This is a genomic window from Ruegeria sp. CH2, from assembly GCF_056537065.1.
Genome location: NZ_JBQFQV010000009.1, coordinates 131,683 through 143,850 on the forward strand (window position 1 = coordinate 131,683; position 12,168 = coordinate 143,850).

11 protein-coding genes and 1 pseudogene are annotated in these 12,168 nt (G+C 53.9%); 9 read left to right on the forward strand and 3 right to left on the reverse strand.

Going from position 1 to position 12,168, the window contains the following annotated elements:
- Nucleotides 1-11: 11 nt before the first annotated feature.
- Nucleotides 12-758, forward strand: coding sequence for a CDP-diacylglycerol--serine O-phosphatidyltransferase (gene pssA / locus ACR0M9_RS13610; protein WP_480773856.1), 747 nt, complete (start codon nt 12-14; stop codon nt 756-758).
- Nucleotides 759-767: 9 nt separating this feature from the next.
- The gene (locus ACR0M9_RS13615) at nt 768-1,391 is read left to right on the forward strand and encodes a class I SAM-dependent methyltransferase (RefSeq protein WP_480773857.1); all 624 of its coding nucleotides are present in this window, start codon (nt 768-770) and stop codon (nt 1,389-1,391) included.
- A 104-nt stretch (nt 1,392-1,495) separates the two neighbouring features.
- Here the strand turns inward: ACR0M9_RS13615 and ACR0M9_RS13620 are convergent.
- Together ACR0M9_RS13620 and ACR0M9_RS13625 are read right to left on the reverse strand one after the other, a co-directional pair.
- A pseudogene (locus ACR0M9_RS13620) lies at nt 1,496-2,206 on the reverse strand (IS6 family transposase).
- Nucleotides 2,207-2,467: 261 nt separating this feature from the next.
- Nucleotides 2,468-2,857 carry a DnaA N-terminal domain-containing protein gene (locus ACR0M9_RS13625; protein WP_480773858.1) on the reverse strand — a complete coding sequence of 130 codons (390 nt, stop codon included), beginning with the start codon at nt 2,855-2,857 and terminating at the stop codon, nt 2,468-2,470.
- A gap of 763 nt (nt 2,858-3,620) precedes the next feature.
- Between ACR0M9_RS13625 and ACR0M9_RS13630 the strand changes: the two genes are divergently transcribed.
- The 3 genes from ACR0M9_RS13630 to ACR0M9_RS13640 all read left to right on the forward strand — a co-directional run bounded on the left by ACR0M9_RS13630 (nt 3,621) and on the right by ACR0M9_RS13640 (nt 7,247).
- Nucleotides 3,621-4,928, forward strand: a complete 1,308-nt coding sequence (locus ACR0M9_RS13630) for an AAA family ATPase (RefSeq protein WP_480483587.1) — start codon at nt 3,621-3,623, stop codon at nt 4,926-4,928.
- Nucleotides 4,925-6,034 carry a ParB/RepB/Spo0J family partition protein gene (locus tag ACR0M9_RS13635; protein ID WP_480558978.1) on the forward strand — a complete coding sequence of 370 codons (1,110 nt, stop codon included), beginning with the start codon at nt 4,925-4,927 and terminating at the stop codon, nt 6,032-6,034. Before ACR0M9_RS13630 ends, ACR0M9_RS13635 begins: the two co-directional genes overlap by 4 nt.
- 529 nt (nt 6,035-6,563) lie before the next feature.
- The gene (locus ACR0M9_RS13640) at nt 6,564-7,247 is read left to right on the forward strand and encodes an IS6 family transposase (protein WP_480773859.1); all 684 of its coding nucleotides are present in this window, start codon (nt 6,564-6,566) and stop codon (nt 7,245-7,247) included.
- Between the two features lie 54 nt (nt 7,248-7,301).
- On the opposite strand, the gene ACR0M9_RS13645 is transcribed toward ACR0M9_RS13640, so the two are convergent.
- Nucleotides 7,302-8,012, reverse strand: coding sequence for a GntR family transcriptional regulator (locus ACR0M9_RS13645; RefSeq protein WP_480773860.1), 711 nt, complete (start codon nt 8,010-8,012; stop codon nt 7,302-7,304).
- Nucleotides 8,013-8,240: 228 nt separating this feature from the next.
- On the opposite strand from ACR0M9_RS13645, the gene ACR0M9_RS13650 reads away from it, so the two are divergent.
- The 4 genes from ACR0M9_RS13650 to ACR0M9_RS13665 all read left to right on the forward strand — a co-directional run bounded on the left by ACR0M9_RS13650 (nt 8,241) and on the right by ACR0M9_RS13665 (nt 12,165).
- On the forward strand, nt 8,241-9,428 hold the full coding sequence (locus tag ACR0M9_RS13650; RefSeq protein WP_480773861.1) for an ABC transporter substrate-binding protein: 1,188 nt from the start codon (nt 8,241-8,243) through the stop codon (nt 9,426-9,428).
- Nucleotides 9,429-9,525: 97 nt separating this feature from the next.
- The gene (locus tag ACR0M9_RS13655; RefSeq protein WP_480483595.1) at nt 9,526-10,395 is read left to right on the forward strand and encodes a branched-chain amino acid ABC transporter permease; all 870 of its coding nucleotides are present in this window, start codon (nt 9,526-9,528) and stop codon (nt 10,393-10,395) included.
- Between the two features lie 19 nt (nt 10,396-10,414).
- On the forward strand, nt 10,415-11,386 hold the full coding sequence (locus ACR0M9_RS13660; RefSeq protein ID WP_480483618.1) for a branched-chain amino acid ABC transporter permease: 972 nt from the start codon (nt 10,415-10,417) through the stop codon (nt 11,384-11,386).
- Entirely contained in the window at nt 11,383-12,165 is a 783-nt protein-coding gene (locus ACR0M9_RS13665; RefSeq protein WP_480773862.1) for an ABC transporter ATP-binding protein, read from the forward strand. The genes ACR0M9_RS13660 and ACR0M9_RS13665 overlap by 4 nt, the downstream gene beginning before the upstream one ends.
- Nucleotides 12,166-12,168: the final 3 nt, after the last annotated feature.

Consider the following 12,168-nt stretch of genomic DNA (forward strand, 5'->3'; position numbering starts at 1 on the left):
TGGCTGGATCAGTGACAGAACCATCCGAACAGGAAGAGACCGGGTTTGCGCTGATTCATTTGCTGCCCAATGCACTGACAATAACAGCCATTTGCGCGGGCCTGTCGGCAATCAGATTTGGCGTTCAGGGCAACTACGAGCTTGCGGTGCAGTTGATTATAGCCGCTTGTGTGCTGGATGGGTTGGACGGGCGCATTGCGCGCTTGCTCAGCAGTGACAGCAAAATCGGGGCAGAACTGGATTCGCTTGCGGATTTCTTGAACTTCGGTGTTGCCCCGCCGCTTGTTCTCTATTTCTGGGCTTTGCAGGATGTACCCAGTGCTGCATGGCTCGCCGTGCTGTTTTTTGCGGTGTGCTGCGTTATGCGCCTTGCTCGGTTCAATGTGGGCAGCAAGTCCGAGACCTGCGAACATGACAGCGCTTATTTCGAGGGGGTTCCGGCCCCTGCAGGGGCGCTGCTGGTCATGTTGCCAATGTATCTGTCCTTCGCTTTCGCGGATGCGCCCGCGCTGCCCAGTATATTGATTTGCCTCTTCATCGTGATCATTGGTCTTTTGCTTATCAGTCGCATACCGACCTGGTCTTTTAAAACCACGCGGATTTCACGCGAGAACGCGAAGTTTTTTCTCATCGGTGTCGCTGTTGTTGGCGCCGCGCTGCTGACCTTTGCCTGGGCCACGCTGATCGCGCTTTGTGTCGGATATGTGGGAATGGTCGCCTGGGCGTGGATTGACAGGGAAGCACCTTCTAACCGTTAGGGATACGATATGGACATCAAAGCCGTTCAAACCTCTTACGCTCGCTGGGCACCCGTCTATGACAAGACGTTTGGGGCCGTCACCAATGTCGGGCGGCAGCATGCGGTTGACTATATCAACAGACGTCCTGGCAAGGTTCTGGAGGTTGGCGTGGGCACCGGGCTGTCACTGGAACATTACGGACCCAGGACTCAGGTGACCGGAATCGACTTCAGCGAGGACATGCTGCAAAAAGCACGCGGCAAGGTAAGAGATTTATCCCTGAGCCACGTTGCGGAGCTAAGGCAAATGGATGCCCGCGCGCTTGATTTCCCAGACAACCATTTCGATACGGTTGCAGCGATGCATGTGCTGTCCGTCGTTCCAGAACCGGAAAAGGTAATGGCGGAAATTGTGAGGGTCTGTAAACCCGGCGGCAGTGTGGTGATTACGAACCATTTCAAACGAGAGCGAGGTCTGCTGGCAACCTTGGAACGCGCGTTTGCGCCAGTCGCTAACACAATCGGTTGGCATTCTGACTTCGAAATCGACACGGTATTACAAGAGCAAGCGCTAACTGTCGAAGAGCAAAGAGCCCTACCACCGATCGGGATGATGACCTTTCTGGTTTTGAGAAAATCAGGGGTTGCATAGGGTTCTAATAAAAAATTAGCGCCGCCGAAAACAGGAAGCCGAGCAGAATGACAGGTATTGCCAAGTTGATGACCCGAGCATGTGAGGTATTGGCGAAGACAGGATCAAGCGGTCATTTCCGCAGTGTACTCGTCCCAGAGGCTGAATGCGTCCGTGCGAGCGTGGTGGTATGAGTTTGCGGTGAGTTGATATCGGCTGGGGCGGAAGACCAGGTTGATTTGGTCATGCGCTGAGAGAAATCTCTGAACCTGTAGGTGAGACTTGAACTGGCCCATGATCTTTTCTCGTTTGCGGGTTGGTTGGTGCGACACTTCGATGGCGTTATTCAGACCTTTGTGGGCATGATGGTCAGCGTCCGGTGCCAGTACTTTGATTGGTTTGATATAGCTGCGCAATTTGTCGGTGATGACGACCCTGGGTTCGCCAAACTTGGCAACCGGCCCGTTGAAAAAACGCTTTGCAGCTTTAGCATTTCGGCGCGTTTGCACGAGAATGTCGAGCACGTCGCAATTTGCGGCGATCGCCCGCCACAACCAGTGTTTGTTGCCACGGATCATGATTACGACTTCGTCCATGTGCCACTTGTCATTCGGCCATGGACGATCCCGTCTGATACAATCTACAAAGTGTCAACCGAAGCGATTGACCCATAGCCGAACTGCTTCCCGGCTTACGATCACGCCCCGAGCAGCCAACAGATCCTCAACGTCAGCTGTGCTCAACCCAAAGCGATGGTAAGCCCAGACCGCGTAAGCAATGATCTCACGAGGAAAGCGAAAACCTTTCAGGAGTGGCATGATCGTTGGGATGTTCATTAGCGCGACATAGCTGGATCATTCAACGTGAACAACTTGGCAATACCGTCGAGTTAGGTTCTTTCGCAAACTTCTCTGAGATCTGCATACATGAAGCTGGAGGGACGATTGTCCAGCCAGTTGGCTGAACTGCTGAAAAAGACGGAATATGGGCTTGAATTGACCTTTGCTGATCTTCTTGAAGACTGTTCGGAAACTACTCGATGGGACCGAACATGAGATCACGTACGTTCGACAATTGGGCAACAAGGCCGAAGACAGTTACTCAGCTGCGTCCACGCGAACCGTCCTGATGCTGGGATCAATACGGCTGTAGGCGGCCAGAAGTCGCGCCGACCACTTCTGCGAAATATAATCGGCCATGAATCGTGACGGTGCGATAAGGACAACACGCCCCCCTGCCCTTTCAGCTTCGGACAGATGTTGAAACCAGCTTGCCCACAGTTCCGGATCGCGACCGTGTAGAATCGCCTGTGCCTGCGACCACACATCCCCAGCTGGGCTGTCAGGGGTACTGGGTTTGGTTGCAAAGGGTACGACATTCGTTTCGGGTTCCGGCACGTCAGTCATCCGGGCTTGAAAGTCCGATCCGATAACAGACCACACCTCTTCGGTGTCAATCAGGATTTGTTTCAGATCGATCTCGTACACGGCTACACGACCCCGCGCAGCGGGCCGTTTTACCGTTACCCAACCTAATGTGCGAAATCTGGACATTTCGCGCTTTACGGTTCTTTCGTTCACTGCCCACAGGCGCGAAATTTCTTCCCGCCCAATGGATAATTCGTTGTTGCGCCAGTTATACCGGGTCGTAATCAACGAAATGATACGCAAAATACTTCGTTGTCGGTGCTTGTCGCCTGACAGCGCATGAACGGTCAGAGCAGATAGTATATCATATTTCAAAGCCGGCGCATTTCGCCCGACCGGTTTCGCAAGCTGCATATCCGTTCTCACCGCTCAGTCTGCCTCTGGCGGGTGTGTCCCGCCAATCTCGCGCCGTTTGCCAACGCTTTTCGTCATCTTGGCCTAATTAGCGTCCAAAGCTTCGATTCTGTCAAGCCAAGACTGGAACATCGCGAGATCTTGCGCAGATCAAACTCAAAAACCGAAAAGAAATTTGGTGAAATATTGGTGATGGGGGTCATTCTGTGTGTCCCCTTATTGGGTCTTTGTGTCCCCCTATATGTGGTTATTTCCTTCGGTCCGTCCCCCTAAATACTGGCTGGATAGGGCTGTCTTGATCTTTTTGTTCCAACTGGGGCGGTCGAATCGCTTCGGGTGTTTTTACGCCTTGTTTTCTTACCCGTGGGTAAGATCGTACTCTCATCATAATTTCTTTTGCGTAAAGTGCAAATCAAGCGTAAATAGGAAACGAGCAGAAATTTACGTTCCAAACTAAGAGACCCGAGGCATGTACACGCACGAAGACCTGAACGCATTGCGCAATCAGTCCCTCAAGTTGCAGGGGTGGATTCGCCAGCAGACCTTTAGCCCTGAGATGGAGAAAACGCTCCGCCGGTTTTCCAGCTGGGAAGTGTCCGAACTGATCTTCCGGGTGAACCAGTCAACCTTTCGCGGAAAGCTTGCAGCCGATCCTTCCCTACCTGGTGGAGAAGTTGAGCCCGACGGGCGTCAGCGCTGGTTCAGCCTGGAAGAGGTGAACGAGCTTCGGCGACGGCTCAAGATTAATCGCAAGTCACTGATGCCCCCTCGCCCTGAAGGCAAGCGCGCCATTCGTGCGGCTGTCGCAAACTTCAAGGGTGGCGCGGGAAAGTCGACCGTGGCGCTGCATCTTGCCCATGCAGCCGCCCTGGATGGGTATCGGGTCCTTGTGGTGGATTTCGACCCTCAGGCAACACTAAGCCATTCGATGGGGCTGACGGATGTGGCCGAAGATTATACGGTTTGGGGGATCATGGCGCGTGACCTCATTCGTGAAACAGAACGCATGAATAACCGCCCCGCCGCTGCAGAATCGGGAACCGCCCTGCCTCGCCGGGAGTTGCCGCCGGCGATAACAGATATGGGCCTGGGCGATCTGCGAATTGCTGATTTCATCAAGAAGACCTCCTGGTCGACGATCGATGCGATACCTTCCTGTGCGAACGCAGCCTTTGTTGAATTTGCGTCGGCCCAGTACCGGCACCTGAATCCCGAATGGTCCTTCTTTGCGGCGGTGTCCCGGTATCTGGATCAGATTCCGGATGACGCCTATGACCTTATCCTGTTCGATTGTCCGCCCGCAATCGGGTACCAGTCTATGAACGCGGTCTTTGCCGCAGACATGCTTTATATCCCTTCTGGGCCCGGATATTGGGAGTATGACTCGACCACATCGTTCATCGGCCAATTGGCAGAAGCGTTGGAAGATCTGGCCTATGGGTTCGACAAGACCTTACCCACGGGTAAGATTGGGTTGCCCAAAACCTTCTGTGAGTTGCGGTTCCTGTTGACGCGGTATGAACCGGGCAATGCGCTGCATCTGGCGATGTTTGATGCCTTTAAGAAGGTATTTGGCGAGCACGTCGCACAGCACCCGGTGGAAATGACCCGTGCGGTGGAGCAGTCTGGACGTTTTCTGAGCTCGGTCTACGAAATGGATTACCGCGAAATGACCCGCGAAACCTGGCGGCGTGCCCGCTCAACTTTCGACAATGTGTATGAGGAATTCCGGGGCGTAATGCTATCGGCTTGGGACAAGGTGGAGGATGACGCATGAGCCGCAAGCGGAGAATGTTCGATATTGATCTACCGGCTATGGATGACATTCCTGTTGGTAAGGTGCCGGATAAAGTTTTCGAAAAACGACGTGGCCCAATGGCCGCTGCAATTTCGGAAAATGCCGACGCTTTGCGTGATCAGCAATCGACAGAGCAATCCATCCGTGCAGAAAACGATCGTCTTGCACACGAACTGGTGCGGCTGAGAGCTGAAGGTTTGGTGACAGAACGAGTGGTGCTGAACGACGTTGTAACGGAAAAGCTGACGCGAGATCGCAAACCCGGTCCCGATCCAGAACTGGATGAACTTAAGGACTCGATTAGGGAGATCGGCTTGTCCAACCCGATCCGCCTGGAGCGCAGGTCGGACGGGCTGTATGAATTGATCCAGGGCATGCGCCGTTTGTCTGCCTATCGTGCTTTGTACGATGAGACCGGCGACGAAACCTATGCCAGAATTCCAGCGGGGATTTCTGATGCGGGTGATCTGGACAACAGTTATCGGCGTATGGTCGACGAGAACCTGATCCGAAAGGATATCTCATTTGCGGAAATGGGCGCCCTCGCCCGTGCATATTCCGAAGACCCTGCGAATGACTGTCCCGATGTCGACAAGGCGGTGTCCACGCTGTTCAAATCTGCCAGCTACACAAAGCGCAGCTATATCCGGTCTTTTGCCAGTTTGCTGCTGATGCTGGACAAAGTTCTGACCCACCCGAACGACATTCCGCGAAACGTGGGTGTTGAGCTAAAGCGCAAATTTGACGCGACGCCAGGTCTGGTTCGCCAGGTAAGCGAGGCACTGAAGAGTGAGCCTGATCGGGATGGCGCGCGTGAAGTCGCAATTCTGAGGTCATTTCTAGGTGAGCCAGAAGCTGTGTCCTCGAAGAAGACGGAAGCCGCTAGTGCAGGTAAACCACGCCGCGCGAAAACAACTTTTCAGGTTTCGGGCAGGGCAGGGATCGCGAAATGTGCTGCTTCTAGTGGAAGGATTGAGGTGCGGTATGATCTGGATTTTACCCGCGTTGATCGAAGCAAACTGGAGGCAGCAATTGCCGCGCTGCTCGATGCGCTTCCCGAGGAAGATGATCTTACCCACGGGTAAGATCACGAACTAGCAAGTCAGGTGAAGGCGTCGGAAAGGTTTCGGCGCCTTTTTTGTTTTGCCGCGCAAAGGGTAGGGGCCTTGAGTGACATTGTCGGGTACATCCACTGTCCAAGCTGAACCGGAGGGCGCGGGCCATGGCGTGAACGGGGTAACCGGCATATCAAAGCTTGCTGTCACACCAAGTATGAAGTTTCTCAAAATATCGATTATGGACATAATCTGCTTAGGCATATATCTCCGGCCTGTCGAAAACAGGTGGCGCCGGGATCGTCGCGCTTGCCCTGCCGACCCGCCGAACGTCAAACTTACCTAGTGCGCAGGCATCGTTGCGATGTTTACAGTCGAAGATCAGTCGGTTGTGATTTGAGGCACATGTAGTGTTAGCCACTTGCATAAACTACAATATATGCCAACAGCGCTGGCTTAGCACCCAAAAAGATGTGTCGCGAACTCTGGGGTCTGGTTGACGCGCATGTGTGATCTGAGGTTTGTACTCGTCGAACAGTTTTGAACAGGTTGTTTGAGCATGATCTCATTGAAGGGCTGTCATTTCCCCAAGGATGCTGTTTTGTACGCTGTGTACTTCTACCTGCGTTACACGGTGTCGTATCGGGACTTAGAAGAAATCCTGGCAGAACGCGGCGTTCAGGTGGACCATGCCGCTCTCATCAGGTGGGTCGTGAGGTATTCACCGATGATCGCAGCAAGATCGCAATCGAAGAAACGCCCAACGCCGAGCTCTTGGCGCATGGACGAGACATATGTTCGTGTTCGCAGCAATTGGATGTACCTTTACAGGGCTGTCGACAAGGCAGCAGATACCCTTGATTTTATGCTGTCTGAGCGGAGGAACCGTCCAGCGGCAGCTAGGTTCTTTGCCAAAGCGCTGTCTTCAAATGGAATCCCGAGCAAGATCGTCATCGACAAAAGCGGAACCAACGCAGCGGGCATTCGAGAGGTGAACAAAATGCTTAATCGGTTTGGTTGCCCTGCCAAAATTCAAACAGTCAGGTCAAAGTATTTGAATAACCTGACCGAGCAGGATTATCGGTTTATCAAGCGTTGCGTGCGGCACATGTGCGGGTTCAAATCGTTCAGGTCCGCATCGGCTATTCTGGACGGCATCGAGGTCGCAAACATGATCCGAAAGCAGCAGTTCCCCAACGCTACGACGTCGGGATTTCAGATATTTGCGGAGATCGCAGGATAGGTGTGTCCGGTTAGTTGCTACTCTAGTCATTCCAAAAGTTTGCAACAGATCCAATTACATGCGCCCGGTGAGTATCTTAGCCAGATCGGGTTCAACCTTTCGGGTTTGTTCCAGATCCAGACTGTTTTTTACGTGAAGGAGATGGTGTTGGATGTTGTCTTCCGCGGATTTTGGATCACCACTCAAGATCGCATTAATGATCGAAGCGTGCTCATCATCGGGGCACGAAGAGTCTCTGTTGGTTCCGAACAATGCCACGATCAGAGACGACCGGGTTACCAGCTCGCGGACAATGCGTGTGAGTACCGTATTGTTGTGGCATTTGGCCAGCTCCACATGAAACTCACCTGAGAGCCGAATAATCTCGGTTCGATCATTAGCTGCCCGAGCCTTATCTTCTTCTTTGACATGTGTCCGTAATGCGTCGATTCCCAGGCTGCCGTTTTCATGTGCTAGTGTACGTACGATGCCAGACTCAATCATCAAGCGGGCCTCAAAAACCTCTCGAGCTTCGTCAGGGCTTGGACAGGCTATAAAGGCACCGCGGTTGGAATGAAGTTCAACAATGCCTTGGCTGCTCAATAACAACAACGCGCGGCGGACGCGCATGCGACCAACGCCAAAGGTCTCACATAAGGTTTGTTCACTCAATTTGGTTCGTGGAGCCAGCTTCTGTTCCATAACCGCGGAATAAATTCGATCGACGATCAATTGCTCATCCGGATCAGATTGGACGGTGTCGAGTTTTTGTTGGGCGTCTGTCATCTTGTTCCGATTTGGCTGGAATTCATGTTCGTTTTTATTAGACGCACGGCTTCCGAATGACAATATATTGAGCATTTGTTCACAATATCAACACTGCCGTTGATTAAAAATGTTGACATAGATTGTTAACAATGCTGAGTTTAACAACATCACCGGGATTCGACCTGTGACTCAATAACCTTTGCAAGCGCACAAAAGAGGCGCCCAAACCTCAATAGGGAGGAAACAATGAAACGCAGAAATCTGATGAAATCATCGGCGGCCCTGGCGATGGCCATATCCGTTCTGGGCTCCACCGCCTGGGCGGAAAACCCGGTTCTTAAGATTGGCTTTGTTGGTGTGACTTCAGGTCCGGCAGCGGCCTGGGGCATCTCGAACCAGCGCTCGATGGAGGCGCGGGCTGACTGGATCAACGAATCCGGGGGCTACAAGATTGGCGATACCACATACGACATCGAAATCGTCTCGTTCGATGACCAGAAAGACCCCAAGCGCGCAATCGCAGGCATGGAGAAGATGGCACAGGAAGGGATCCACTATGTGGTTGGTCCTAACGTGGATGACGGCGCAGCCGCCGTGCGCCCAGTTGCCGAAGCAAAAGGGATTATGTATTTCCCATATGCCTTCCCGAAAGAGCTTTATACCGCTCCGGCGTCCAATGCGGTTTTGGGCATGGTTGCGAACTATCAATCCGGCCCGGCGATTTACGAATACCTGCGCGACGAAAAAGGCGTAAAGAGCGTGGCCTTTGTTGCTGCCAACGAGTCTGATCCGCTGAGCCAGCGGGATGGAGGGATCGCAGCGGCAAATGCGCTGGGTCTTGAAGTTGTGTCTGACAACGTGACGTATCAGGTGGACACGACAGATTTTACCCCGGTTCTGACGCCTGTAATGCGCACGCAGCCTGATTTGCTGGTTCTGTCCGGCGTCTCGCCGGCCAATGCACCTCAGTTGATCCGGTCTGCGCGCGAACTGGGGTATCAGGGCATCATCTCGACCGAGACCGCGCAGGATGCGACGGTTCTGCGCGAAGGTGCGGGCGATCTGGCCAACGGGTTCATCTCGGTCGGCGGTGCATCGACGCCTGAAATCGCATCGGACGAAATGAAGGAATTCGTCAAGCGTTACACTGACATGTTCGGCGAATATAACGATGAATCGAATACCAAGGTCTATGCGCTGGAGTATATTCTGGCGACTCTGAACGCCAACCCGGCGGGCATTGACGACGTCAAGGCGTTCCAGACCACGATGGACACGTTCGAAGCACCGAACCCTTTCATGAAGGGCGACGCCGTAATGCGGTACGTCGGAACAACCTCCTTCGGACAAAAGCGTCAGATTGCGGTCCCGCTGGTAGTGAATGTCTACCAGGACGGACAGTTTGAAACACTCTTTGTCGCTGAAGTCGACTGAGGCAGAACTCCCCACGACAAGGCGAAAGCCTAACGAGCCACTCAAACTCCCGGGCTGATGATCGGCCCGGGAAACCCGAACCTAACGCGGGACTATCATGGAACAGATACTAGCAAACGGCATCTATCTGGGCGCGCAATATGCGATGATCGCCTTGGGTCTGACGCTGATCTTTGCCCTGATGAACGTACTGAATTTTGCTCACGGACAGATGTACGTTCTCGGCGGCTTTGTGACCTACACCTTCTACGGACAACTTGGCTGGCCTTTCATCCTTGCGCTGCTGGCGTCCTGTATCACTCTGGCCGTGCTCGGCGCGCTGATAGAACGGTTTCTGTTCGCCCCAGTCATACGACGGTCATCGCGCGAAGAAAGCACAATGCTGCTGGCGGCGGGACTGGCGTTTCTGTTTGACGCGGTCATCCTGCTGGTCTTTGGAGAAAAACAGCGCGGTGTGCCCAAGATCGTCAACGGGGTTTTCAACTGGGATTTCAAGTTGATCATGCCATATGACCGTATTTTGATCTGCGTGCTGGCTATTCTGTCGATCGTCACTTTCATCCTGTTTATGCAGTATTCCAAAACCGGCCGCGCCCTGCGTGCGCTGGCGCAGGACAGAACCGCTGCCCAACTGATGGGAGTCAATGTTGCTCGCTACTCCATGATTGGATTTGCATTGGGCGCAATGCTGGCTGGTCTGGTCGGCGGTCTGCTCGTGACTATTACCGGCGTCAATCTGGGTATGGGCGGACCGACCTCAATCAAGGCTTTCATGATGGTCATGATCGGCGGCGCAGGTGTGATTTCCGGCGCAATCGCAGGCGGTATCATCCTTGGCTTCATGGAAGCCATCGGTTTAGCGGTGCTCTCGCAATATGGCGATATCACCTATCTGCTGATCTTCGTCTCGCTGATGATTTTCCTGGCCATCCGCCCGCAGGGCCTGATGGGCAAACCGTGGGGATAACGCAGTGCCAAAATTTTCAATGATCCAATGGGCCGGTGTGGCGGTCTTCCTGCTGGCCATCTTCATCGCGGTTCCCAGCTTTGTCGCCGCCTCCGGACGGTCTGACCTGTACTACACGCTGACCTCGGTAGCGCTGCTGTCGATCGCCAGTGCCGGTGTCTGGCTGACCTTCTATATCGGTCGCATTAACATAGGGCAGGGCGCCTTTGCCCTGATCGGAGCTTATGTCTCGGCCATTCTGGTGACCAAGGCTGGCATTTCGTTCTGGCTGTCCCTGCCGCTTGCGGGCCTCTTTGCAGCCGGTGTGGCGGTTCTGATCGGTCTGCCGATCCTGCGGCTGCGGGGCGTGTATTTTGCAATGATCTCGCTGGTGCTGACACAGGTCGTCACCCTGACTGCGCTTGCCTTGCCTGTCACGAATGGTGCCAAGGGCATCACCTCGATCCCGCTTCCGGGCGGGGTGTCGATCCTGGGTATCCCTCTGATACCCGATTTCGGAACACTGGAGAACCCAAGACTGGCCTTCTACTACACCGCCTGTGTTCTGATGGTCCTGACCTTTGCCGCCATGTACCGGCTGGTGAATTCGCGCCTTGGCCACCTTTGCCGCTCGATGCAGCAGAATGAGGAACTGGCCAGCTCCATAGGTGTGAACATCTCGTATATCCGGGTCATCGTCTTTGCCATCTCGTCCTTTCTGGGCGGCATTGGCGGTGCGATGTTCGGATCGATCGCGCAATCGGTTTATCCGTCCAGCTTTCAGGTCGCCGACAGTGTGAACTTCATGCTGAATTGCTTCCTCGGTGGTCTGGGATATGTGTTTGGCCCGATGTTGGGCACGCTGGTCCTGTATTTTGGCTGGGACCTGTTGTTCGAGTTGGGTCGTTTCCAGCTGCTGGCCTATTCCAGCTTGCTGATCATCCTGATGCTGTTCCTGCCCAACGGGCTGCTCAGCCTGCGTCTGCCTGGCAAGAAAGGAGAGGACAAATGAGCCATCTTCTGGAAGTCCGCCATGTCACCAAGAAATTCGGTGGCCTGACCGCGAACAGCAACATCTCGTTCAACGTCAATGAAAACGAGATCCTGTCGGTGATCGGACCGAACGGTGCGGGCAAAAGCACACTGTTCAAGATGATCTCATCCTTCCTGCCGACCACGACCGGAGAGGTGCTGTTCAAGGGCGAGAGAATTTCAAACCTGAAACCACACGCAGTGGCCCGCAAAGGCATTGTCCGTACGTTTCAGGAAACGACGATCTTCAAATCCATGACAGTGCGCGAAAGCATCATCGTCGCTCAGCACTTAAGGGCCCGTGCTTCGTTGGCCGGGTATTTCTGGGGCACAAAAACGGCGCATGAAGATGTCGACAGCTTCGGGCAATATGCCGACGATCTGATCGAATTCCTCGGCATGACCGAGATCGCCAACGAACAGGCCTCAAACCTGCCGCAGGGCAACCTGCGGGCGTTGGGGATCGCGATTGGTCTGGCGACCGATCCCAAAGTGTTGCTGCTGGATGAACCCTTCGCCGGGATGAACCATGACGAGACCATGAAAATGGTCAATCTGGTGCGCAAGGTGCGAGATGACCGGGGGGTGACCGTTCTACTGGTAGAACATGACATGCCTGCGGTGATGAATATCTCGGACCGGATCGTCGTGCTGAACTTCGGTGAGATGATCGCCGAGGGCACACCGGTAGAAGTCCAGAACAACGAAAAAGTTATCGAAGCCTATCTGGGCAGCGCCGACGACGAGATTGGGATCTGAGCC

Excerpts from the sequence above, each read along its gene's own strand:
- ACR0M9_RS13660 (WP_480483618.1), top strand. The coding sequence starts at position 10,415 with ATGATCCAATGGGCCGGTGTGGCGGTCTTCCTGCTGGCCATCTTCATC.
- ACR0M9_RS13645 (WP_480773860.1), bottom strand. The coding sequence starts at position 8,012 with ATGACAGACGCCCAACAAAAACTCGACACCGTCCAATCTGATCCGGAT.
- ACR0M9_RS13650 (WP_480773861.1), top strand. The coding sequence starts at position 8,241 with ATGAAACGCAGAAATCTGATGAAATCATCGGCGGCCCTGGCGATGGCC.
- ACR0M9_RS13615 (WP_480773857.1), top strand. The coding sequence starts at position 768 with ATGGACATCAAAGCCGTTCAAACCTCTTACGCTCGCTGGGCACCCGTC.
- ACR0M9_RS13640 (WP_480773859.1), top strand. The coding sequence starts at position 6,564 with ATGATCTCATTGAAGGGCTGTCATTTCCCCAAGGATGCTGTTTTGTAC.
- ACR0M9_RS13630 (WP_480483587.1), top strand. The coding sequence starts at position 3,621 with ATGTACACGCACGAAGACCTGAACGCATTGCGCAATCAGTCCCTCAAG.
- ACR0M9_RS13635 (WP_480558978.1), top strand. The coding sequence starts at position 4,925 with ATGAGCCGCAAGCGGAGAATGTTCGATATTGATCTACCGGCTATGGAT.
- ACR0M9_RS13655 (WP_480483595.1), top strand. The coding sequence starts at position 9,526 with ATGGAACAGATACTAGCAAACGGCATCTATCTGGGCGCGCAATATGCG.
- ACR0M9_RS13665 (WP_480773862.1), top strand. The coding sequence starts at position 11,383 with ATGAGCCATCTTCTGGAAGTCCGCCATGTCACCAAGAAATTCGGTGGC.